Here is a 22,953-nt window from a genome sequence, read left to right as displayed (position 1 = left end):
AGTAGTAGTTCTATTATCATTACTTACATTTCCCCATTTAATCATTGTGTAACATGCTTTTCAAGAAGGAAGTAAATTTGGTATCGTTTACATTCAAAAGTAAATTTATTCAGATTTTTGGCAATTAGAAAAACCCAGATATCCTTAGAAAATTAGTCGGTATTTGTGAAGACTTTTATCTTGTTACGTTACGAAAAAAATGGTTTCATTGTACACAATTCACAGACTATTTAATTTTCTAAAGAAAAAAGTATGCACTTTTTTTAAAAGATTGTGGTTTTTAATTGGTTTTGTTAAAGCAAACAGTTAATATACAGCTTGATTGGAGCGCAAGGTGCGAGATCCTCGAAAATGCATTCGCATTTCCTTCGTGCGGTGTTTATTCGAGGATGCTTATTCAATGTCCTGCGGGAACAGCGGGACAGGTGAGACCCCACAGGCGTATAGCGCCGAGGAGGCTCACCGCCCGCCCCGCGGAAAGCGAGCATCCTCTCGCTGCAATCAAGCACTCCATTGTAAAATAGCAACATAGTTTACGAACATAGCAAAAAATAAGGACCCGAAATTTCGAGTCCTCATTGACAAAATTATTTTTCCTCCACAAACCATTGATCGATCTTTGCCAAGATTCCTGTCATTGCTTCTTGGTTTGATAATTTAGGTAATTGCACTAACAATGCATTTTTTGGTGAGGATACTTCAATTGATTTCTTTTGTATGATCAAGATACTTTTAGCAGCTGCTTCACTTTTGAACATGGAATTAGGCAGCTGAATGATGCCTTGAATGTAAGCATGATGCTTAATATACTCATGGAGTAATGGAGATTGCGCAGACTCAAAAAGGTTGTTTGGAATTAAGAAAGCTCCATACCCACCAGGCTTTAAATGATTGATGCTTTGTTCAATGAATAAGTGATGGGCATATGTATGACCATCTTCTGCCTTGATCTCATATTCATTTGCCCGAATGTCATTAGGATAGTAACCGATAGGTAAATCTGATACTACAATATCCACAGGATCTACAAATAAAGGCTCTAAGCTATCTTGATTAAAAAATTGAACAGAATGCTCAAGCAAATTGGCTCCGATATATGCCAGCCTTACAAGCACCTCGTCCACATCTGAACCATAGCTTTGAATCTTTTTATCAGGCAATGCATTCATCACAGTGAATAATAGATTTCCTGTTCCGACAGCAGGGTCCAAGAGTGAAAAGGTTGGCTGTCCTTTTGTTAACTTTCCTATGAGGTATCCAATAAACATCCCCATTGAATCAGGGGTCATTTGATGATTTGGTTGAACGTTTTCCTGCATCCCTTTTAAGATCGCAAGCTGATATCCTTTTCGGATGTCTTCCCTACTATATTTTCCTAAATTTATTTCTGCATATTGTTTCGCTAATCTTTTCTTAGTGACTTCACTCAATTCATCTTGGATGACTTCTCCATGGAATAAGTTTTCTCCACTTTCGGCTAAAGCTTCTAGGTATGTACAATCCAATTCTTCTTGTAATGTGATAGATGTTGAATCAAATAATTGAAATAATTGTTCAACTGTTAGGAATTTATCCATTTTCTCCTCCTGGCATTTTCATTCTGTTCTTTATTGTAATACTCAGGAGGTGATTAAAGCAAAAAGAAAACCTGGCATCAGCCAGGTTCTCTAATAATAGTATACGATTACTTTGCTGCTTTTGCAGCTTCAATAGCCGCTTCATAATTCGGATGGTTCGTACCTTCACTTACATATTCCACATAAGTTACTTTGTCGTTAGAATCTACTACAAAAATTGCACGAGCTAATAAACGCAATTCTTTAATATGTACCCCATAAGCTTCTCCGAATGAAAGGTCACGGTGGTCAGAAAGAGTTTGAACGTTTTCAATACCTGCAGCTGCACACCAACGCTTTTGAGCCATCGGTAAATCGACGCTAATAGTCAAGATTTTAACGTTATCTAACTGAGATGCCGCTTCGTTGAATCTACGAGTCTGAGCATCACACACACCTGTGTCAAGAGATGGAACAACACTGATTAAACGTACAGATCCTTTTGAATCCGCTAGAGTCACAGGTGACATATCATTAGCCAATACTGTGAAATCTGGAGCTTGATCTCCTACTTTTACTTCATTTCCTAGTAAAGTAACTGGATTTTGTTTAAATGTAATAGTTGCCATTGATAATTTCCTCCTTAAATAAACTATATGTACAGTGTAATCATAGTCTTACATATGAAAATTTGCAATTATTTAACTAATTCCTTTTATAAAAAGGCTGTTTTCGCAAAGTTGTTGCTTTTTGTGTAATTTAACTTTAACTATCTGAGTTGATTGTAGTGGAGGGCACTTGACTCCTCGTAAATGCATTCGCATTTCCTTCGTGCGGTGTTTATTTGAAAAAGCATATTCAATGTCCTGCGGGAAAAAGAGGAAGTGGGAAGACCCCACAAGCGGTATCGCCGAGTAGGCTCCCTCCCTCACCGCTTAAAAGCAGGTGCCTCTCGCTGCAATCAACGGACAAACTCTATAGTCTAATAACAACAACTATACGAATAGAGCCAATAAAAAAGAGTGAACAAATGAAAACCCATCCGTTCAATATTTTGAACGATGGGTTACACATTTTAAATATCTAATTCTTGTTTAGGTTCTATATTTGGAGTAGAGTAAGCGCCTGATGATGATTGATCTTTTTTGGAAAACATTCCTTGAATTTTCTCCACTGCTGCTGGAGCTGAATCCAAAATCTTCTCGAACAAATGTGTGCTTTGATCCAAATGCATCATTTTCACGCCACTTCCATTCACTACAAGAAATGCAATTGGTGTGATTGAGACTCCGCCCCCACTACCGCCACCAAATGGATGTTTGTAATGATTTTGATTGTCACCGTTTTCTGAATCTAATTGAAACTCACTTCCCCCTGCGGCAAATCCGAATCCTACTTTAGATACTGTTAATATTACACTACCATCAGGAGTTTCAACCGGGTCTCCAATTATGGTGTTGACATCTATCATTTGCTTCAAGTTTTCCATTGCAGAGCTCATCAAACCTTGTATCGGATGATTGTCAGACATACTTTCTCCTCCTATCATACTGTCGGATTCTTGCTTTCCTTTGATATGTACGATAATGGTTTTGTCTTAAAAGACGGTTTACCACCTCGCCAAAAACGGATTAACTTTAATCCTGCCATGATAGCATTTCCAACTCTAAACCGAATTATGCAATTAACTTTCGTTAGAGAAATGGCATGTTGGAAGCTTGGTGTAATAGTATAGTCAGGACTTACTTGAAATCTCAAATACCGAGTTAAGATTCCAACAATGACACCTTTTAATCCCCAAGCACCGCCAACCAAAGTACCTGTTATAGCCGCATCCCCAGTCCCAATCATGCTGTGCCAATGAAAGCTGTGAACAGTAACTGTCCGAAGGAACTTTTTAATAATTTTGTGAAGGCCGATTATATGGGTAAGCATTTCTCTTGTATCATGAAGTCCATCCATGAAATCATGAGGGGTGAATTGCTGGACCTTCTTTTTGGCCTTAGAGTCATCCTCACCTGTTTGAACCTTTTCCTTTACCACTAATGATGGAGAATTATCATCAACCTTAATAAGTGGAACATCTATTTTTTTCTTCACCAAATTAAAGAGCGCTCGAATTCTTACCGTAAGCTGATCATTATCTTGGCCATGGTAATAAAAAACCTCTATAGTCACTTTTGTAAAAAGAATGATAATTAGTATAATAATGAATAACGAAATGATTGCAATAAACCAATACATACCATTTTCACAGCCTTTCAGCCTATCATTATTAGCTAAAAGAAAAAAAATAAACCTGCCTATTTCAGCAGGTTTACTTTTACATATTGTTCAAAGCCGTTATGGACTATCGATTTCTTTCCAATACAACCGTAGTATCTGAAAAAATATCATGGAGACCTTGTTTTTTTGGTAATAGCCCTACAATAATGTAACCCACTACTGTAGTTTTTGAAATAAAGCGACCTATAAATTCTCTGAAAATAATAGTTCCCCATGTAGGGTTTCCTTCTCTAAGAGATACAACCTTAAGCCCAAGTACCATTTTACCAAGCGTCTGTCCAAACCCTTTTGTCATGAATACAAAATATAGATAAAAGGTAATTGCAGTTGCGATGGTCAAAGGCGTAAACACTGGCAATGCATATGGGGAGACATCCAAGGCTTTTAAAATAGGTTTGACTAAAATGCGATCAATGCTACCAACTACAATCAAATCGATACAATAAGCCCAAAAGCGCATCCAAAAACCAGCATATAAAAGTTGTTTATCAATATGTTGATTTTCCATATGATTTTGTCCATCATATTTCATGCTATTGACTTGCTCTAGGGTCCCCTCATTAGATGGGGGATTTATTTCTGTTTCATGATTCATGTTCTCTTCCCCCTATTCAGCATAAAGATACATTAATCGTGGAGAGTTTGGCTGAGACAGAATCTTTGCTAAGCCTGCCATCTCCAAATCCGATCCGAACACCTTTTGTGCACTCATAGAGAACAAAGAACCAAATCCCATCATATCGGTATACCTAACCACCATAGCATTGTCTATCTTCAAGTCTTTTTTCATCGCTGTAGTGACATCATCTAAATGTCCAAATTCATCAATTAACCCGATTTCTTTAGCCTGACGACCATCATAAATTCGTCCGTCTGCTATTTTTTTCACTTGGCTTGTTGAAAGTCCTCTTCCATCTGCAATAATTTTGACGAATTGTTCATATGAATTGTTAATCATAGATTGAAGGATCTTTCTTTCGTCTGCAGTCATTTCCCTAGTTGGACTCATGATATCTTTATGAGGTCCACTTTTGATAGTAACAAATTCTACACCATATTTTTCTGCAAGCTTTTGATAATTATATCCTTGCATGATTACCCCTAGAGAACCTGTCAGGGTTTCAGGGCTAGCATAAATCTTATCTGCTGGTGCAGAAATGTAATATCCACCAGATGCAGCCATGGAACCCATTGAAATGTAAATGGGCTTCTTCGTATCTTTTTTTATTTCATTGATTTTATCGTAAATTTCAGCACTCTCTACAACGCCTCCGCCTGGAGAATTTACTCGGATTACGATACCCGCAATATCATCATCTTCTTTAACCATATCAAGCTTTTGCATAAATGCCTTATGGTTATATCCAGCAGTGCCTAGTATCGAAGTCCCTGTATCACCTGTATCCTGTATAACCCCTTCTACATCTAGCACAGCAATCTTATTGAATCCATCGCCTTCTTCAATTACTTCCTCAGTGAATGTTTCTTCACTCATTGCCAGTAACTCACTAAATGAGCTTTCAGTATCTTTTAAGAAAAATGACGAAGCTAAGCTGATAAAAATTGAAACGACAAATAATCCAACAGCTATTCCAAGAGCTGCCCAACGCTTTCCATTCATTAAGTATTCCTCCTTTTATACCTATCATTTACGTCTCAGGAGCAAATAATGTTTCATTAAATAATCATTATTTTTGTCACCTAGGAATTTTACATCTGCTTATTAATTTTATAAAATAAGACATACCTTTCATATTTTAACAAATAATTTGTAAATATGTTGTCAATTCCACAAATTATGAACCATCTAAGGAGGCTATACAATGTCTGAACGTCGTCGTAATGTATACTTTTTCCATAATAAATCCTCTGACATGCTTGAAAAAGTCCATCCTTTATATGAATTGGCCGAAAGATATGGGTTTGTTAAAGTAAACGATCACCATCAAGCAAACATCATAGTCAGTGTTGGTGGAGACGGTTCGTTTCTACAAGCAGTACGAAAAACAGGATTCCGGGAAGATTGTCTATATGCTGGCATATCTACTACTGGGAATTTAAATATGTATTGTGATTTTTCCATCAATGATACGTCAAAACTGATCGAAGCCATGACGCACGAACAGATCGAAGTACGAAAATATCCTACTATTGAGGTTTCGCTTGACCGTCAGCCTTCATTCTATTGCTTAAACGAACTGTCCCTACGTTCAAGCATCATTAAAACATTCGTCATCGATGTTTTTATCGACCAGCTTCACTTTGAGACATTTAGAGGGGACGGAATGATTGTATCCACTCCAACTGGAAGTACAGCCTATAGCAAGTCAGTGAGTGGAGCTGTAGTGGACCCAATGCTTCCTTGTTTTCAAGTTAGTGAACTGGCTTCATTAAATAATAATACATATCGGACACTAGGCTCTCCTTTTATCCTCAGTGGCAATAGAAAGCTTACCTTAAAAATCGTTCAAGATGGTAACGACTACCCGACGATTGGAATGGATAATGAGGCATTAAGCGTCCGTCACATTAAAGAAATCCATATCAAGCTAAGTGAAAAGAAAATCAAAACGGTCAAATTGAGAGATAATTCATTCTGGGAAAAGGTCAAACGGACTTTTCTATGAGCAAAGAGCATCGTAGCTAGACACTATTATATATTCAATAAAGCTAGATTTTCTTCAAGTAATAAAGCACACAGAGAAAATCCACTCTTTGCGTGCTTTTTTCACTTGGTTAGTAAACCGTATGCTAAATACAGAGCAGTCATCACCATTAGAATGGCTGATGCTTTATTTATGGCAACAATAAACCTCCCCGAATTATCCAATTTCCCTACTTTATTTCCAATCAAGGCTAGACTAAAAAACCATAACCAGGATACGGCAATACAAGACATCGTAAAGGCTACCTTTTCAGTATTTGTATAGGTTAAGGAGCTTGTTCCAATTACTCCAATCGTATCCATAATGGCATGTGGATTTAATAACGAAACAGAACATGCAAATACAATTTGCTTCTTTGTAGAAAAGGCTTCCCCATCAGGTTGTGGGTTTGATGCGGTACTTTTCCATGAAAGGTAGCCCATATAGAGTAAAAATAATGTTCCAACGATCATAAGGCTAGTCTCAATAATAGGCACTCCCAAAACGATTACCGAAACTCCCAAAACAGCAAGGGAAATTAATAGAGTGTCGCATAGGGCGGCAGTAACTACCACAGGTAAAGCTTGAATAAATCTCAAGTGAGATACTCCCTGATTAAAAACGAACACATTCTGTACCCCAAGAGGGAGAATGAGCCCGAAAGCTAAAATAATTCCATGTAAGATTGCAGGTAACATATTTCTTCCTCTCATCCATTTAATATATGAAAAAACACACGCTTGGATGGGAAACCTTGCGTGTGTTTCTTAGAGTGGGTTTTTACGCACCAATATTATGTTTTCTTTTCCATTTCTGATCAGTGGGTATTCTGAATTTCGTTTTGGATAAAGAATAAATAATTAAACCGGCCCAAATAAATATGAATGAAACAAGATGAGTTTTAGTAAACTCTTCATGGTAAATGAATACACCTATCAGTAAAGTCAACGTAGGAGCAATATATTGTAGGAATCCTAACATGGAAAGAGATACCTTTTGAGCTCCTTTTGCAAAAAATAATAAAGGTAAGGCTGTTGCTACCCCTCCTCCTATTAATAAAAGGGCGGTGTCCATTGAACTAGCAAACATCGACTTTCCTTGGAATGTAATAAAAAGAAAGTATCCTATTGCAATGGGTGTCACCATCAACGTTTCCATCGTCAATCCAATAGAAGCATCTGCATTAATCATCTTCTTTGCAAGTCCATATAAACCAAATGTAATCGCAAGGAAAAATGATACAATTGGAAATTTCCCAAAATGGATAGTCAAAATAATAACACCGATAGCTGCAAGAATGACCGATATCACTTGAGGTCTTGAAAGCTTTTCTTTTAAAATAATGACTCCCAATAGTACACTAATTAATGGATTAATATAGTAACCGAGACTAGTATCTAAAATGCGATCGGCATTAATTGCCCAGATGAATATGCCCCAATTCATACTGACAAGGACCGATGCAACGGTTAACGCAAACAGTTTTTTCTGGTTTTTTAAAATTTCTTTGAAGTATATTACGAAATGGCTCCACTTTTTTGTACATAACAAAATTATCACCATAAAGACAAAGGACCATATTACACGATGGGCTAGAATCTCTTCTGCACCAACGTGATCGAGCCATTTCCAATAAAGCGGTACAATTCCCCATATGAAATAGGAAAGCGCAGCGAAAATAATCCCTTCACGCTCTTGAGATTGATTCATCTTTTGTCCTCTTTTCTATTTATTTCTGTTATCGAAATAAATCTATTATAAGGTGAGTAGAAAAATAAATCCATTTAAATTTCTCAAGAACTTTTGAAAAACGTTATGCCTGATAGTAGACACTTTTTTCACCAATGACTGTCATTTTAACTTTCGCACTAAGTAATTCTTCATCCTTTAATGTGAATAAGTCTTCGTGGAATACAGTAAAATCGGCATCATATCCAGCTTTAATATAGCCAAATCGATTCTCATTGCATGCAGCATAGGCGTTTTTACACGTAAATAATTGAACTGCCTCGAACATTGTCAAACATTCATCAGGAAGAAATGCTTCACTAGCGGCTTCAAAAGGTTTTCGATAGATAGCTGCATGAATTCCGTAAAGAGGATTTAGCCTTTCAATAGGAGCATCAGAACCTCCAGCGCATATCAACTCCGCTTTAATCAGAGTCTTCCAAGCATATGGTAAGTAAACTGGGTCATTCCCTAATCGCTCCATTGCCCACCTTCCATCCGAAGCGACGAATACAGGTTGTATATCTAATACAAGTGGCAAGCCTTTACACTTTTCAATCAAGTCTTTTCTAAGTACAGAGGCATGGATGAGCCTATCTCTTGTCCCACAAGGGGGTGGGCATTCTATGATTGCTTCTAAAGCATAGGAGAAAGCTTCATCCCCAATGGCATGTATCGCTACTGGAAGATTCTTTTTTCTAGCTTTTTTTACGAGTTCTAGCAGCTCCTCCTGTGTAAATATCGCTATGCCCCTATTCGCTGGATCGTCTGCGTATGGCCTACTTAATAAAGCAGTACGTCCCCCTAGTGATCCATCAGCAAAAATTTTCATAGGACCAAATTCTACATGTGCGCTCCCACTTTTAAAACAATGACCACTTGAATCCATGTCATCAATGACTTCATGATGAACAAGTAAATGTGCACGAATAGGAAGTTCTTCCTCAATGACTTCTTTTATCGCATTGTAAGTAGGATGAAAGCCATTATAATAAAATAAATCCTCAGTATGTACCCCAGTAATTCCATACTTATAACAATCATTGATTGCAATTCGTAACGCTCTTTTTAAATACTCTTCATTAATTCCTGGTAAATGGTCTAAAATTTTTGATTGAGCTAGGTCAAGAAAGAGTCCGTTAAGCCTGCCATTTTCGAATCGGCCAAAGTCACCTCCTGATGGAGGAATCGAGTCGCTTGATACCCCACCTACATTCATTGCAGTTGTATTAGCCAATAATGCATGACGGCAAACCCTTTTCAGTACAATAGGATGTTTCTGTGAGATTGCATCTAGTTCATCAACCGTTATAATGGTTTGATTTAGCCAATTATTCTCATTCCAACCTTCTGCCACGACCCACTCTCCTGCGGGAGTCTCACTACACTTTTTCATGATAGCTTCTAGAACTTGCTCCCTGCTCTTCATATTTGAAAGGTCTAATCTAAGCAAGCTCTCTCCATGGCCTATTAAGTGTAAGTGACCATCCACCAAGCCTGGGAGCATCATCGAGCCATTCAAAAATACTTCTTCACTTTCATTACCATATTTATGTTTCAGTTCCAAATAATTTCCTGTTTCTACAATTTTACCGTCTTTCGTATATACTGCTTCTACTTTTTCATTTTCTTGGGCCATTGTATAAATGGTCCCACCATGCCAAAGCTTCCCCATATATGCCACTTCCTGTCGTTTTATTCTATTTTATAATAGAGAATTATTTCCATCTACTTTATTTAAGTTTTAGGCTGTTTTCTTATACTTTGTTGCATTTTTTACAAAACCAATAAAAAATCAACAATCTTTTAGAAAATAGCTAAGCTTTACAACACTTAAAAACCCAAAGGTCAATTGGCATTTGCCTTTTAACCTTTGGGTTTTCTACTATTTATTTAGATCCTAATGCTTGTTCCTGTTGTCTAAGTTCGATTCTGCGAATTTTGCCTGAAGTTGTCTTTGGCAATTCTTCAATAAAATCAATTTTTCTTGGATATTTATATGGCGCAGTCAAATCTTTTACATGTTGTTGCAGTTTAGCGATTAATTCTGGATCATTCGAATCAACGCCTTCTCTTAAGACGATGAATGCTTTTACAACATGCCCACGAACCTCGTCTGGACTTGCGACAACCGCACACTCTTTAACTGCAGGATGTTTGACAAGTGCATCCTCTACTTCAAATGGCCCGATTGTATAACCTGAGCTGATAATAATATCGTCACCACGGCCCTCGAACCAGAAGTAACCTTCCTCGTCCATTTTCGCTTTATCACCTGTAATATAATACTCACCACGGAATTGCATGGCAGTACGTTCTGGATCTTTATAGTAATTCTTAAAAAGTGCTGGAGTTTCAACATGGACTGCAATGTCCCCAACTTCACCTACTCCGCAAGGCTCGCCTTGTTCATTCACGATTTCTACACGGTTCCCAGGAGTAGGTTTTCCCATTGAACCAGCTCTTAGGTCCATTTCTTTTGTCGTTCCTACTAATAATGTATTCTCTGTTTGACCATATCCATCGCGTACAGTTACATTGAAATATTTTTGGAAAGTTTCAATGACTTCACGGTTTAAAGGTTCACCAGCCGAAACAGCACTATGAAGTTTTTCTAACTTATAATCAGCCAAGTTGTCCACCTTTGCCATCAAACGGTATTCAGTCGGTGTACAGCAAAGAACATTTACTTCATGTTGGTCTAGTAATTCTAGGTACTTATTAGGCTCAAATTTTCCATTGTACACTAATCCTGTCGCTCCCGATCCTAGAACGGAAAGGAATGGGCTCCAAATCCATTTTTGCCAACCAGGGCCTGCAGTTGCCCAAACAGTATCACTTTCTTCAATACATAACCATTTTGCTGCTGCAGTTTTTAAATGTGCATATGCCCATCCATGAGTATGTACAACACCTTTTGGATTGCCTGTTGTCCCAGAAGTGTAAGAAAGGAAAGCCATGTCCTCGGCTTTTGTCGCTGCTGCTTCAAATACATCAGAAACGGACTCCATTTCCTCATCTAACAGTAACCAACCATCCTTTGCCTGACCAACTGAAAGTTTTACTAACTGCTCGTATTCAGAAACAGCTGTAAACTCACTAGTATATGGGTGATAACTAATGACTCCTTTTACATCTCCATGAGTGATTCGATATTGAAGGTCCTTTGTCTTTAACATTTCCGAACTAGGAATGACCACTAATCCTGCTTTCAATGCCGCTATGTATACTTGGTAAGCCTCTACCAAACGTGGAATGATGACAAGCACCGTATCCCCTTGTTTTAATCCATGTTTTGTAAACACATTACTTATTTTGTTTGCAGCTTTAAATAAATCTTGATATGTAATTTCTTTCTTGTTACCGCTTTCATCTTCCCATAATAAAGCTTTCTTTTCTGGATTTGTTGCAAACTGTTCCATTTCACTGGTTAAATTGTACATTTCTGGAGCAAGTAAATCTTCACGTTTCATAAATATTCCTCCCCCTTAATAATTACAACATTAGACAACTTTCCTCCATTATACAAAATAGTAAGATTTTTTTAAATTATTTTTATAATAAAAATTTTTTAATATAATATTAGTAGATTTGGTCTGTGTTGTGATACGTGAATATTCAGCAGAAAATACTAGAAAAACTAAACTAATATCTAATTTAAAAGCTTTTGGAAATTTTTCTTTGTCTTATTTTTGGTGTAATTTTGTTCAACTTTTGTTCTATTTCAATATCGTTTATCGTTAATGTTAAAGTAAACGAATAAAGCAACAAACTTTACGAATACACCCAAAAAAAAGAGCCGACTAATGTCGACTCTTTTTGCAGCCATATTATTTAATTATCGTTGGAAACCACCTAATTGTTGTTCAGCCATTTGAACTAGACGCTTAGTGATTTCGCCTCCAACTGACCCGTTTGCACGAGAAGTTGAGTCTGCTCCAAGTTGTACACCAAATTCTGTAGCGATTTCATACTTCATTGCGTCAAGAGCGCTTTGTACGCCTGGTACGATTAATGAGTTGTTTGCCATGTGTTTTTCACCTCCTTGTAACAATAGATTGTGTAAAAACACATGGCTATATGCGAAATCTTCTTTGGTAATTGTTCACAAAAAGTCCAAATTTATTAAAACATTGCTCCTACAGAATTTTTAAAATAAATCCGCCTCTTTAAGTGTCTTCTTATTATCCGATTTTGCAGAAAAATAGAGGGTCTCTGTCAAATGGACCGCTTCTGTTATTAATTCCTCAAAATCAACAAAGCTTTCATAATGGTTGACTTTATCACGTTTAGGTTTCGTTTTTGGATTAGCGGGTGTGAATACAGTGCAGCAATCCTCAAATGGCCTGTTCGAAATATCAAGAGTTCCTAACTCGTTTGCCGTTGCAATGATATCGTTTTTATCCATTGTAATCAGTGGACGTAAGATAGGAGTATTGGTTACCTCATTGATAGTATACATACTATCAAGAGTTTGGCTTGCAACCTGTCCCAGACTTTCACCTGTTACGATAGCTAAAGCCTCATTTTTTTCCCTAAGCTTATCGGCAATTTTCAACATAAGTCTTCTTGTAGTGGTCATTGTATAGTTTTCAGGTACTTGTTTTTGAATTAGAGTTTGAATTGCGGTAAACGGAACAACATGCAAAGTCATATGGCCTGAAAATCCAGAAAGCACTTCTGCTAAATCAATCACTTTTTGTTTCGAGCGTTCACTTGTATAAGGAGGACTGTAAAAATGGATACATTCAATTTCTAATCCCCTTTTCATCGATAGGTACCCTGCAACTGGGCTATCAATTCCGCCGGAGAGCATGAGCATCGCTTTTCCGCTTGTTCCATATGGCAATCCCCCTGCGCCAGGAATCACTCTTCCTGTAAGGAATACTGCCTCTTTACGTACTTCCACAAGTAGATTTAATTCTGGTTTTCTAACATCCACCTTCAAGTTTTCATGATTTTTCAAAATATATCCGCCAACATTATGATTAATTTCATCTGTGTCGTATGGAAATTCCTTGTCGGCACGTTTAGTTGTCACTTTAAAAGTTTGAATATCTTCTTTTATATCCTTCACATAAAAAAGAGCAGCTTTTTTAATTTCTTCTAAATCTTTTTCAACCTTAATGGCTGGGCTAAAAGATTGAATTCCAAATATCCCCTTCAATTTATCAAGGATTGGTTCAACCATCTCGTCATTTAAAAGAATATACATTCGATCTCTTGTTGCTTCTATTTTAATAGATGGAAAAGGTTGTAATGCTTTTTTGATGCTTCGTCTTAGTCGATCTACAAATCCTTTTCTATTTCTACCTTTCGTAGACAATTCACCGTAACGGATAATAATATGATCATATTTCATTTCAGGACCTCATCACTTGTTTTAATTGCTTAATGGTATGTATAAACGTTTCAATAAACGCCTTAGCTTCTTCTAAATTATTCTGGTAGCTTAAACTGATCCGGACAGTGCTCCCAGCTAACGTTTCATCATTAGTCATTGCCAATACCGTTTGGCTAATTGTCTTCTTTTTAGAAGAACATGCACTAGTAGTCGACACATATATACCCTTTTCTTCCAAATCGTGAATGACCACTTCTGATTTCATTCCAGGTAGTGAAAAATTTAATATATGTGGGGCAGAAAACTGAATAGAAGTATTAATTACAACTCCCTCAATTGTTTCAAGATTTGAACGTAAGTATTGTTTAATTTCATCTATATGTGTCTTGCCCGTTTCCATCTCTTGTTTAATCATTCTCAATGCCCTGGCGGTAGAGACAGCCCCTGCTACATTTTCTGTACCACTACGGAGTTTCATTTCTTGATTACCACCAGATAGCAAAGGAGAAATTGGTACTCCTTCTCTTACATACAAGAAACCATTCCCCTTCAGTCCATGAAATTTATGGGCTGAAAATGTACACAAATCAATATGACTGCCCTTTATATTTAAATCGACCTTGCCAACTCCTTGTACATTGTCGACATGAAATAATACTTTAGGATAATTTTTTAATCGATTTCCGATTTCAACAATGGGCTGAATGGTTCCTGTTTCATTATTAACATGCATCACAGATACAAGTATCGTATCTTGTCTTAAACTCTTTTCTAATTCATCAACAGAGACCCTGCCAAACTTGTCCACATTAAGATAAGTTACTTCAAACCCCATCGTTTGGAGCTGCTCACATGCAAGTTTCACTGATGGATGTTCAATGCTACTAATTATGATATGCTTCCCTCTATTTTGATGAGCGAGAGCAACACCCTTTATCGCAAGGTTATTTCCTTCAGTACCTCCTGAGGTAAAGAAAATCTCCCTTTCCTTTACTTCCAATAACTCTGCAATTTGATTTCTTGCTTGACTAAGGAGTCTTTCCGCCATTGCTCCAATTCCATGCAGAGAGGAAGGATTGCCAAAATACTCAGTTGATACCTTTACGAATGAGTTGACTACTTCCGGAAAAGGTAGAGTTGTTGCGCTATTGTCAAAGTAAATCATTATTGATACACCACCATTAATATGCCTATTCGCAATTTACTATATTATCATATGAGAGACATGAAGAAAACCAATATAGATAGGGAGAAATTACCTCTCCTTATGTTGTACCTTACATCCTAAATAAACTCATACTAGTAAGTACATATTCAATATTTTAGTCTTATTACAAATATAATTTTTTTAATATATTTAAAATTAATACTTTTTTAAAACATGACTATTTTTCAAAAAGATATGATAGGATTTAAACTGTTCAAAATTTCTGGCAAATAATCAGGAGGTTCCATCATCTCATGAATCAACATATTTCTGGCAAACAAACCATAGCTATCGGACTAATGCTTTTCGCATTATTTCTTGGAGCTGGTAATATAATATTCCCCCCATTTTTAGGCCAACAGGCTGGGACGAATCTCTGGATTGCAGTATTTGGATTTTTAGTTACCGGTGTCGGTCTCCCTTTACTAGGTGTTATAGCTATTGCAAAATCGGGTGATTTGGAAACGCTTGCTAATCGAGTAAGCCCAGTTTTTGGATTGATTTTCTCAATCGTTCTTTACTTAGCAATCGGTCCATTGTTCGGTATACCACGAACGGGTATTGTAGCTTATGAGATTGGTGTTACTCCTTTCTTAGCACCTGAGACCGTCAAAAGTGCATTACCGCTTTTCATATATACAGTAATTTTCTTTTTAATTACCGCTTGGCTTTCATTGAATCCAGCTAAACTAGTTGACCGTATTGGAAAAATCATAACTCCCTTGATGATTGCTGTTCTAATCATCTTAGTAGCAAAGAGTTTCATTTCTCCTATGGGGGAACCTAGTCAACCTTCTGGAGAATACGTTACACATCCATTTTTCAAAGGATTTATTGAAGGATATTTAACAATGGATGCGATTGCGTCTCTAGTGTTTGGGATTGTAGTTATTTCCTCAATTAAAGGCATGGGAATTACAAATCCTAAATCTATTACTAAAGCGTGTGTTACAGCCGGACTCATCGCTGCTCTTGGACTTGCCTTCGTATATATATCTTTAACGTATATTGGTGCGACAAGTATAGATGTAATTGGGAGAATGGATAACGGTGGATCAATTATTTCTGCTTCAGCTAAATACTTTTATGGGCCGTTTGGAACAATCATTCTTGGTTTAACCATTACTTTTGCATGCTTAACAACAAGTATCGGATTAGTTTCATCATGTGCAAAATATTTTTCAGAAGTTTTCACATCTGTCTCATATAAAACACTAGTCATTATAATATCTGTTTTTAGTACAATCGTAGCTAATATCGGACTGACTCAGCTTTTATCGATTTCATTACCTGTTCTTGTATTCGTATATCCATTAGCAATTGTATTAATAATTTTATCCTTCCTCCATAATGGGTTTGGAGGATCACCTATCGTTTATAAAATATCTTTGATTTTTACGGGTATCGTGAGCTTAGTAGATGGATTAGCAGCAGCAAACATTCATATTCCTTTCTTAGACTCTCTATATAATTCCCTACCATTATCCTCTCAAGGCATTGGCTGGGTAGTACCTGCAATTGTAGGAGCCTTAATCGGCATAGCAATTTCGAGTTTTAATCGCAAAAATAGCAATTAATAGACGACAAAGAAAAACTCCGTTCATTGACGGAGTTTTTCTTTGTTATTTTACTTCTTCAAGATCCAACTCAAACTCGAGCTTTTGAAGACAGCCAGGTTCAACTTTTTCAAGAGCTGAAGCCGCTTCTTCCACAGCTTGTTCATATTCGAAACTCATAAATTTATCTTCTGCATTTTTCAAGGCAACTGCTACGGTTTGGTATTTACTGCGGTATCGATTGCCATATTGAATGACTCGCTCCGCCATATACATTTGTTCAATCAATTGGCTTGTTAAATCATAAAACTCGTTAACCGAATCGACTGCTTTTTCCAGGAAAATATGAACAGCAGCCATATCAAGAGGTTTTTCTTCTAATTTCTGATGTACATCCTCTAGACTTACAACAACATCCTGTAAATATTCTTTATAGCTAATAGGTAATCCTGGTACATTGCTTTTTACAATCATCTTATTAGCAGAGGCTAGTTTTTTCTTCAGTTCTTGAACCGTGTTACGTGCCTCAATTTCATCTTTCCTCAAAGTTTGAAGCTTAACAGTAAAGGCTTCTAACTCTTTCTTTATTGACGTGACACCCTCTTCTATTTCGTTCATATCATCTGCCAATAGAGAAAAAGCAGTCTGGTTCTGTTCAACTTTGACCCTGAATACATCAAAGCGCTTTACTAGCTGACTCAATTGCTTTTCATTTTGTCTGTGTGATTCTAGTTCCGATTCTGTAATGTGATAGGTTTGTTGAACAAAAATGATTTCCGTTTTCAATTTGTCGTTCTCAAACTGAATGAAGGAAATTCCCTCTTCAAGCTGGGCGTTGTTTTTATGTACGAACTGTTTTGAGACAGCCTCTTTTTCTAATAAATCATACAATACATTCATACTATCCCTTAGCTCTTGCATTCCAGCCAAAATCTCAGACGTTTCTGCTATTGAAATATGCTCCGCATAGATGTCCAAGGCCTGCTCCATACTGGAGATTTCTTTTTCGAACTCAATGTGATTAAGTATATATCCTTGATTAACCATATCAGCATGGCCATCTTTTAATTCTTCTATTTGCGACGGTAGCGAAGATTGAATCTCTACTAATAAATCAGGAATGACTTCCATCTTTCCTGATAATTCTTTTAGCATGGATTTAATTTTCAATACATGCTCACGAGCCTTTAAGTAGTTTCCATTCACAGTTGCTTCTTCGAACTCAGAGAATACTTCAACAACCTGCTCCAATAAAACTTCCAATCTCCCTGCTGCAGCTCCGAAGGTATGTCTATGTGCAAGCAAAGCCTTCTTGGATGTCCTATAAGCTTCTTTCAATTCATCAATTTCAGTCCGGTTTTTTTCTTCACTACCTACAAGTTCATGCAATTCGGACAAAATCGTTTGTATGCTCGATTCGATTTCTTTTAGCTTTTCTTCAATGCTTTGTTGAACTTCTTTCGATTTGGAAAATCTATATTTATCTACATACTCTTCTGCATCAAACAGTAGCTCTTCTACATCTGGAAGATAAACTGTTATAATCGAATCCCACTCTTTTCTCCATCGCTCAAACAATTCTTCTGTTTCCCCAGTCATATTCAACTGCTTAATCTTAGCCAATTCGTCTAAGACTGGCCTGTTCATAATATCCATCTTCCAAGCTTCCAGTTTGTCAATCTCTCTATAATGCTTTTTTCTAAAAAAGAATCCCAATGTGATCAGTCCTATAACTATTAGTATTAACACTAATATGTACTCCATAGTAAGCCCCCGTTCGCCAAAACTACGCTATATTACGAAAAAAATATATTTAATCAAAGGGATAATCTTATTTCGCACAGTACCCCTAATAAATAAAACCCTATGTATATATGTAAAAACTAGTAAATGTTCATTACAATGCTTTTATGATACCATGTTAACAACCATTTTTAACTATAAAAATGAATTTTTCGAATAAATTATTCTTCCATAAAGAAAAGCGGAAGCGCCACGTTTAACAAAGCATGAGCTGGAGGAGGACTCCGCATGAGATAAAGGAAACTTGAAACTCGTAGAGCGCCTGATGGAACCGAACGTCAGCTAAAAAACGCCACGTCTTGTGGTGATGTTGGCACTAGCACTTCCACATGTCAGTAAAACTAAACATTACACTGTCAACAAAACACCATAATTTTTTTAGGAAGGGGTGGACTTCTATGAAATCCGATGGACATATTCATTCACCATATTGCCCACATGGGTCGACTGATTCGTTTAAAAAATATATTGAAAAAGCTCTAGAACTAGGAATGGAGGAAGTATCCTTTACTGAACACGCTCCTCTACCAGAAGGGTTCATAGATACTACGCCTACTCGTGATAGTAGTATGGAAATGCGTGATTTAGAGGGTTACCTTTCTAATGTGCAGGCTTTGAAAGAAGAATATCAAAATGATCTAACTATCAATGTTGGATTAGAAGTTGATTTTATAGAGGGCTATGAGAAGCAGATTAAGCAATTTCTTAATTCATATGGACCTACCCTTGACGACAGCATTCTTTCAGTCCATTTTTTAAATCTTCAAGGCGACTATTATTGCCTGGATTATAGTGTGGATCTGTTCGGGGATCTCATTAAGCTAGAAGGCTCAGTGGACAAGATCTATAAAAAGTATTATGAAACAGTTGTATTAGGAATACAAAGCGATTTAGGTCCTTATAAACCTAATCGGATTGGCCACCTATCACTCGTTCACAAATTCCAAAAAAAATACCCAGTTTCTAAAACCTTTGATGATTACGTGGTGAAAATCCTTCATCAAATAAAAACAAATGGGATGGCACTTGATTACAATGGAGCAGGTTCCCAAAAAGAATGGTGTGGTGAGCCTTATCCGTCTAACCATTATGTAAAAATGGCTTTAGAAATGCACATCCCGCTAGTCTTCGGTTCTGATGCCCACCAAGCAAAAGATTTAGGGCAAGGGTTTTCATCATTAATGACACATAGATTAAATAAGCCTTCAGAAACCAGATAAAAAATGAACATTTTTCCGACAAGGCTTATGCTGTGAATAAAACTTCATTCGTCTTTTTTTCTACCTTGGATTGCATCCAAAGATAATCTGCAATGAAATCTTGGACTTGCTTCAAATACTTTTCCATAAAGTATTTTTCTTGTGGGAACATGTGAAGTACTTCCATTGCATAATGGGCATGGATGACTGGGGCTAAAACCAAACCTTTCAATTGGAGGATAAAGGCTTGAATAGATACTTTCTTGAACGATTTTTGCTCAAAGCCTTGTTCCAACACCATAGTGAATAAATACTTTTCTTTCATTAAATAGGTAGAGAGTATTTCTCGATTTAAATTCGTATCCAAAGACATTTCTCTATGAATGAAACGGGCAGCAATAAAATTTTTGCTGTGAAAAGCGAATATGTTTGTCAAAATATCGTTCAAGCAATCTTTAGCGTCCATTTCATCTAAATATTGAATCGATTTTTCGAGGATTTCTGTATATTCTTCTAAGTAAGAAATAAAACAATGCTCCAATAGACCATTTTTATTCTTAAAATAGTAAGAAATGGTTGCTGAATTTACATTTGCTTTTTTTGCGATATCTCTGATGGAAGTCCCGTGAAAACCGTTTAAGTGAAAAAGGTATAAAGCAGCTTCTAAAATCGCTAGCTTTGATCCATTAGTCTTTTTCAAAATGATCACCTTCCATTCGCATTTTTATGGTTATTCGGTATTATTCTGTCAAAAATACTAATTCCCTTTATTAAAAACTCGACAAATTACTCAGTTATCGTTTTTAATATATCAAAATGGCATTATTTTTGTAGGAGAAAGGGGTAATATGATGTTTCATGTCGAAATGTATAGTGGTACGAAGGAAGAAAATTACCAATTAGTTATCAAGCAACTTAAAGCCCTATTAGAAGGGGAGACAAATCAGATTGCTAATTTAAGTAATGCCTCCGCTTTGTTGAACCAGTTTTTAACTGAGGTCAATTGGGTTGGTTTTTATCTAATGGAAGAAGGAAATCTTGTACTAGGGCCATTCCAAGGTTTGCCTGCCTGTGTAAGGATTCCACTTGGCAAAGGTGTATGTGGTACATCTGCCGAGCAACAAAAAACCATCCGCGTAGAGGATGTTCATGCATTTCCAGGTCATATCGCCTGTGACGCAGCTTCTCAATCTGAGATCGTCGTTCCATTAATGAAAAATGGAGAATTTCTAGGAGTGTTAGATATCGATAGCCCAATCAAAAACAGATTTGATGAAACAGATGAAAAGATGCTCAATCTTTTCGTAGAAGCTCTGGTTTCATATCTCTAAAAAGAAAGGCCTGACCAAGTGGATTTCTCCTTTTGGTCAGGCCTTTCTTTTTAGTTATTGTCTTTTTTCAACTATAACTTTGTTTTTTCCGCTATTTTTTGCTATATATAAAGCATCATCCGCACGCTTGAACAGAGAGAAAGTGGAATCCGGCACTGCATGATTCCAGTAAGAAACACCACAAGAAACGGTTACACCAGGATTTGAATATTCGCTTACCTTATTTGAGATTCTTTCAGCAATAGATTGACCAATTTCAATAGGAACCCTTGGTAAATAAACTGCAAGTTCCTCTCCACCCCAGCGGGCACCGATATCACCATTCCGAATACTACCCTTGATTAAATCGGCCACTTGAACTAAAACTCGATCACCTACTTGATGTCCAAAACTATCATTTATTCTTTTAAAATTATCGATATCAAATAATATGAATGTCCCTTGAGTATCGTTTTCCATCGACTCTTGTAATTTTTCATCCAAGTAATTTCGTGAATAAAGCTTAGTTAAATGATCTGTAACCACCATTTTTTCCAACTCTTCACGTAATAACGAATTAGTAAATGCCAGAGTTGAGTGGTGAATAAGCGATTGCAACAGCTTAAATACTTCAAATGAAAAGTAATAAGGATCAGAATGCATGACTACGGCAAACCCTTTAAGCGATCCACTTTGCACCATAGGAACAGCCATAACGGATTTATATTCTGAATCAGCCACTTCCCCCGGTAATGACAGGTCACCAATGAATAAGGATTCTTTATTTTGATTGATTCGTTCTTTAATAAAAGATACATACCGACAAGCTGCCGGACTTTCAAAAAAGGAAGTCGTACCAGGCAATATATTGATTTCGTTTTCAGCAGAAATCATGATAAAACCTATTTCTTCAGCATGGAATGAACTAGTAATTTGTTCTTTCATATAGTTCATTGTATCGCTGAGTCTTAGATTAGAATTTAATCGGTGTGAAGTCTCGTTGATCAGCTGCAAGTCAGAAATTAACCTCTTTGACTGGTGATAAAGTTGGGCATTTTCCAATGCACTGCCTGCCGTATTTGCAAGCAGAGAGATAAATTCTATTTCATTTTTCGGAAAAAGCACAGTATCAGGTGCAATTACTTGGAGAACACCGTACACTCCTTGCTTCCCTTTTAATGGAGCGTACAAAATGGATTTTCTGGCAATCACATCGTCTTCGAACTGGGTTTGGCCCGTCACATAAGACTGCATGGCTGCAATATTTTCACTATCATATTCCAAATCCTTGATAGGAAGGTTTCCTCGGCTATGGTTATCGTGTGATAACAATAAGTAATATGTGAAGGTTGGATAGACTTCTTTTAAAGTTTCTATTATTTCTTCAAGCACAGAATCCATATCCATCGATGAATGGAATTTTTCTGTCACTCTATAGAGCTGACGATAACGTTTTTCTTCACTTATAATACCTGTAATGCTATGAACCTTTTCTAGCACCTTTCCACAAACACGTGTCAATTCAACATACGATTCCTCATCCCGTAATAATGAACTGTTACCTTCTTTAAAAGCTAGGAATGAGAGAGGTAAACTATTTAGATTCAATGGGACGATTAATTGATATTCAGTGAATCCAGCAAAAGGGAAATTATTGTAATAATATGTTTTGTCTCTTAATGTTCCTTCGAGTACTTCACACATCAGAATCTGGTCTTGATAAATGTTCTTTTTAAACGAATCTGTAGATGCTTCTAGGTAGAGCTTCCTTTTCCATTCATTTAGTTTGTAAAAAGAAACTTCGGTAGCTTCAAAAAATCGCTTCAAGTTTTCTAAAATATTCACCAGCAACGTTTCGTAATCTACCTTTGCATCCTCAAAATCTAACAAGTCGAATAATGCACTTTTCAATTCGATGTTTAGTTCTGATAATTTAGCTCCCATTTCCATCATCCCTACTAATAATTGCAATGCGGTGATTTCCACAACATATAAAAAACCCGGTTTCATCCGAGTCAATAAAAATCAAAATCCGATAGCAATGCATATGTACTAATCTAGTTGATAAATATCTTCATTCAAAGATTTATTACTCCAATACATATAATAACAGAAATTCATTGATATTACATTGTATTATAAAGTTATTTTTTTGAAATTTCTTACAAGTAATTGTCAATTTTCTTACTTTTAGAAAGTCAGTTTTTCCTAACCAAATATGATATAGTTTTTAAAGGTGAAATGAAAATACTAGCTTGACATTGTCGTTCCTGCATTATATACTATCATTTGTGTAAAATATCGCAGCCTATGTGTATC

At 36.6% G+C, this 22,953-nt stretch carries 20 protein-coding genes; 4 read left to right on the top strand and 16 right to left on the bottom strand.

Annotated features, from left to right (window positions below):
* Positions 1-587: 587 nt before the first annotated feature.
* The 6 genes from G3O09_RS09425 to sppA all read right to left on the bottom strand — a co-directional run bounded on the left by G3O09_RS09425 (position 588) and on the right by sppA (position 5,463).
* Complete coding sequence (locus G3O09_RS09425) at positions 588-1,577, bottom strand: class I SAM-dependent methyltransferase (protein ID WP_163101227.1); 990 nt, start codon at positions 1,575-1,577, stop codon at positions 588-590.
* 107 nt (positions 1,578-1,684) lie between these two features.
* Entirely contained in the window at positions 1,685-2,185 is a 501-nt protein-coding gene (gene tpx, locus G3O09_RS09420; RefSeq protein WP_163101226.1) for a thiol peroxidase, read from the bottom strand.
* A 446-nt stretch (positions 2,186-2,631) separates the two neighbouring features.
* Positions 2,632-3,087, bottom strand: coding sequence for a GerW family sporulation protein (gene ytfJ / locus G3O09_RS09415; protein WP_163101225.1), 456 nt, complete (start codon positions 3,085-3,087; stop codon positions 2,632-2,634).
* Between the two features lie 14 nt (positions 3,088-3,101).
* Positions 3,102-3,800, bottom strand: coding sequence for a DUF2953 domain-containing protein (locus tag G3O09_RS09410; RefSeq protein ID WP_163101224.1), 699 nt, complete (start codon positions 3,798-3,800; stop codon positions 3,102-3,104).
* Between the two features lie 106 nt (positions 3,801-3,906).
* Positions 3,907-4,437, bottom strand: a complete 531-nt coding sequence (locus G3O09_RS09405) for an RDD family protein (RefSeq protein ID WP_163101223.1) — start codon at positions 4,435-4,437, stop codon at positions 3,907-3,909.
* A gap of 12 nt (positions 4,438-4,449) precedes the next feature.
* Positions 4,450-5,463: a signal peptide peptidase SppA gene (sppA, locus tag G3O09_RS09400; protein ID WP_163101222.1), complete on the bottom strand. Its 1,014-nt coding sequence runs from the start codon at positions 5,461-5,463 to the stop codon at positions 4,450-4,452.
* Between the two features lie 202 nt (positions 5,464-5,665).
* Between sppA and G3O09_RS09395 the strand changes: the two genes are divergently transcribed.
* A complete protein-coding gene (locus G3O09_RS09395) occupies positions 5,666-6,469 on the top strand; it encodes an NAD kinase (RefSeq protein ID WP_163101221.1) in 804 nt (267 codons plus the stop codon).
* A 101-nt stretch (positions 6,470-6,570) separates the two neighbouring features.
* Here the strand turns inward: G3O09_RS09395 and G3O09_RS09390 are convergent, their stop codons facing one another.
* The 7 genes from G3O09_RS09390 to G3O09_RS09360 form a co-directional block, all read right to left on the bottom strand.
* Positions 6,571-7,185, bottom strand: a complete 615-nt coding sequence (locus tag G3O09_RS09390) for a LysE/ArgO family amino acid transporter (RefSeq protein ID WP_163101220.1) — start codon at positions 7,183-7,185, stop codon at positions 6,571-6,573.
* 82 nt (positions 7,186-7,267) lie between these two features.
* Entirely contained in the window at positions 7,268-8,197 is a 930-nt protein-coding gene (gene rarD, locus G3O09_RS09385) for an EamA family transporter RarD (protein ID WP_163101219.1), read from the bottom strand.
* A 103-nt stretch (positions 8,198-8,300) separates the two neighbouring features.
* Positions 8,301-9,890, bottom strand: a complete 1,590-nt coding sequence (locus tag G3O09_RS09380) for an amidohydrolase (protein ID WP_163101218.1) — start codon at positions 9,888-9,890, stop codon at positions 8,301-8,303.
* Positions 9,891-10,104: 214 nt separating this feature from the next.
* The gene (gene mbcS, locus G3O09_RS09375) at positions 10,105-11,688 is read right to left on the bottom strand and encodes an acyl-CoA synthetase MbcS (protein ID WP_163101217.1); all 1,584 of its coding nucleotides are present in this window, start codon (positions 11,686-11,688) and stop codon (positions 10,105-10,107) included.
* 365 nt (positions 11,689-12,053) lie between these two features.
* Positions 12,054-12,245, bottom strand: coding sequence for an alpha/beta-type small acid-soluble spore protein (locus tag G3O09_RS09370; protein ID WP_163101216.1), 192 nt, complete (start codon positions 12,243-12,245; stop codon positions 12,054-12,056).
* A 120-nt stretch (positions 12,246-12,365) separates the two neighbouring features.
* Positions 12,366-13,577 (bottom strand): tRNA uracil 4-sulfurtransferase ThiI, encoded by a 1,212-nt coding sequence (gene thiI / locus G3O09_RS09365; RefSeq protein WP_163101215.1) that lies wholly within the window; start codon positions 13,575-13,577, stop codon positions 12,366-12,368.
* Position 13,578: 1 nt separating this feature from the next.
* Complete coding sequence (locus tag G3O09_RS09360) at positions 13,579-14,724, bottom strand: cysteine desulfurase family protein (RefSeq protein WP_163101214.1); 1,146 nt, start codon at positions 14,722-14,724, stop codon at positions 13,579-13,581.
* A 296-nt stretch (positions 14,725-15,020) separates the two neighbouring features.
* On the opposite strand from G3O09_RS09360, the gene brnQ reads away from it, so the two are divergent.
* Positions 15,021-16,343 (top strand): branched-chain amino acid transport system II carrier protein, encoded by a 1,323-nt coding sequence (brnQ, locus tag G3O09_RS09355; protein ID WP_163101213.1) that lies wholly within the window; start codon positions 15,021-15,023, stop codon positions 16,341-16,343.
* Positions 16,344-16,388: 45 nt separating this feature from the next.
* Here the strand turns inward: brnQ and ezrA are convergent, their stop codons facing one another.
* Positions 16,389-18,086, bottom strand: a complete 1,698-nt coding sequence (ezrA, locus tag G3O09_RS09350) for a septation ring formation regulator EzrA (RefSeq protein ID WP_163101212.1) — start codon at positions 18,084-18,086, stop codon at positions 16,389-16,391.
* A 437-nt stretch (positions 18,087-18,523) separates the two neighbouring features.
* On the opposite strand from ezrA, the gene hisJ reads away from it, so the two are divergent.
* Complete coding sequence (gene hisJ / locus G3O09_RS09345; protein ID WP_163101211.1) at positions 18,524-19,345, top strand: histidinol-phosphatase HisJ; 822 nt, start codon at positions 18,524-18,526, stop codon at positions 19,343-19,345.
* 25 nt (positions 19,346-19,370) lie between these two features.
* On the opposite strand, the gene refZ is transcribed toward hisJ, so the two are convergent.
* Complete coding sequence (refZ, locus tag G3O09_RS09340) at positions 19,371-20,024, bottom strand: forespore capture DNA-binding protein RefZ (protein WP_163101210.1); 654 nt, start codon at positions 20,022-20,024, stop codon at positions 19,371-19,373.
* A gap of 151 nt (positions 20,025-20,175) precedes the next feature.
* Here refZ and G3O09_RS09335 point away from each other — a divergent pair, with 151 nt between their 5' ends.
* Entirely contained in the window at positions 20,176-20,655 is a 480-nt protein-coding gene (locus tag G3O09_RS09335; protein ID WP_163101345.1) for a GAF domain-containing protein, read from the top strand.
* 54 nt (positions 20,656-20,709) lie between these two features.
* On the opposite strand, the gene G3O09_RS09330 is transcribed toward G3O09_RS09335, so the two are convergent.
* On the bottom strand, positions 20,710-22,578 hold the full coding sequence (locus G3O09_RS09330) for a sensor domain-containing diguanylate cyclase (RefSeq protein WP_163101344.1): 1,869 nt from the start codon (positions 22,576-22,578) through the stop codon (positions 20,710-20,712).
* Between the last annotated feature and the right edge of the window lie 375 nt (positions 22,579-22,953).

The sequence above is a fragment of the Peribacillus alkalitolerans genome, assembly GCF_010882125.1.
In the GTDB taxonomy this organism is placed as follows: domain Bacteria; phylum Bacillota; class Bacilli; order Bacillales; family DSM-1321; genus Bacillus_BN; species Bacillus_BN alkalitolerans.
The sequence above is the reverse complement of the archived record's forward strand: the minus strand, read 5'-3'. Positions and strand labels throughout refer to the sequence as shown.

What these genes read in the sequence shown, in the direction of transcription:
- G3O09_RS09425 (WP_163101227.1), bottom strand. Translation starts at nt 1,577, where the DNA reads ATGGATAAATTCCTAACAGTTGAACAATTATTTCAATTATTTGATTCA.
- tpx (WP_163101226.1), bottom strand. Translation starts at nt 2,185, where the DNA reads ATGGCAACTATTACATTTAAACAAAATCCAGTTACTTTACTAGGAAAT.
- ytfJ (WP_163101225.1), bottom strand. Translation starts at nt 3,087, where the DNA reads ATGTCTGACAATCATCCGATACAAGGTTTGATGAGCTCTGCAATGGAA.
- G3O09_RS09410 (WP_163101224.1), bottom strand. Translation starts at nt 3,800, where the DNA reads ATGTATTGGTTTATTGCAATCATTTCGTTATTCATTATTATACTAATT.
- G3O09_RS09405 (WP_163101223.1), bottom strand. Translation starts at nt 4,437, where the DNA reads ATGAATCATGAAACAGAAATAAATCCCCCATCTAATGAGGGGACCCTA.
- sppA (WP_163101222.1), bottom strand. Translation starts at nt 5,463, where the DNA reads ATGAATGGAAAGCGTTGGGCAGCTCTTGGAATAGCTGTTGGATTATTT.
- G3O09_RS09395 (WP_163101221.1), top strand. Translation starts at nt 5,666, where the DNA reads ATGTCTGAACGTCGTCGTAATGTATACTTTTTCCATAATAAATCCTCT.
- G3O09_RS09390 (WP_163101220.1), bottom strand. Translation starts at nt 7,185, where the DNA reads ATGTTACCTGCAATCTTACATGGAATTATTTTAGCTTTCGGGCTCATT.
- rarD (WP_163101219.1), bottom strand. Translation starts at nt 8,197, where the DNA reads ATGAATCAATCTCAAGAGCGTGAAGGGATTATTTTCGCTGCGCTTTCC.
- G3O09_RS09380 (WP_163101218.1), bottom strand. Translation starts at nt 9,890, where the DNA reads ATGGGGAAGCTTTGGCATGGTGGGACCATTTATACAATGGCCCAAGAA.
- mbcS (WP_163101217.1), bottom strand. Translation starts at nt 11,688, where the DNA reads ATGAAACGTGAAGATTTACTTGCTCCAGAAATGTACAATTTAACCAGT.
- G3O09_RS09370 (WP_163101216.1), bottom strand. Translation starts at nt 12,245, where the DNA reads ATGGCAAACAACTCATTAATCGTACCAGGCGTACAAAGCGCTCTTGAC.
- thiI (WP_163101215.1), bottom strand. Translation starts at nt 13,577, where the DNA reads ATGAAATATGATCATATTATTATCCGTTACGGTGAATTGTCTACGAAA.
- G3O09_RS09360 (WP_163101214.1), bottom strand. Translation starts at nt 14,724, where the DNA reads ATGATTTACTTTGACAATAGCGCAACAACTCTACCTTTTCCGGAAGTA.
- brnQ (WP_163101213.1), top strand. Translation starts at nt 15,021, where the DNA reads ATGAATCAACATATTTCTGGCAAACAAACCATAGCTATCGGACTAATG.
- ezrA (WP_163101212.1), bottom strand. Translation starts at nt 18,086, where the DNA reads ATGGAGTACATATTAGTGTTAATACTAATAGTTATAGGACTGATCACA.
- hisJ (WP_163101211.1), top strand. Translation starts at nt 18,524, where the DNA reads ATGAAATCCGATGGACATATTCATTCACCATATTGCCCACATGGGTCG.
- G3O09_RS09335 (WP_163101345.1), top strand. Translation starts at nt 20,176, where the DNA reads ATGTTTCATGTCGAAATGTATAGTGGTACGAAGGAAGAAAATTACCAA.
- G3O09_RS09330 (WP_163101344.1), bottom strand. Translation starts at nt 22,578, where the DNA reads ATGGGAGCTAAATTATCAGAACTAAACATCGAATTGAAAAGTGCATTA.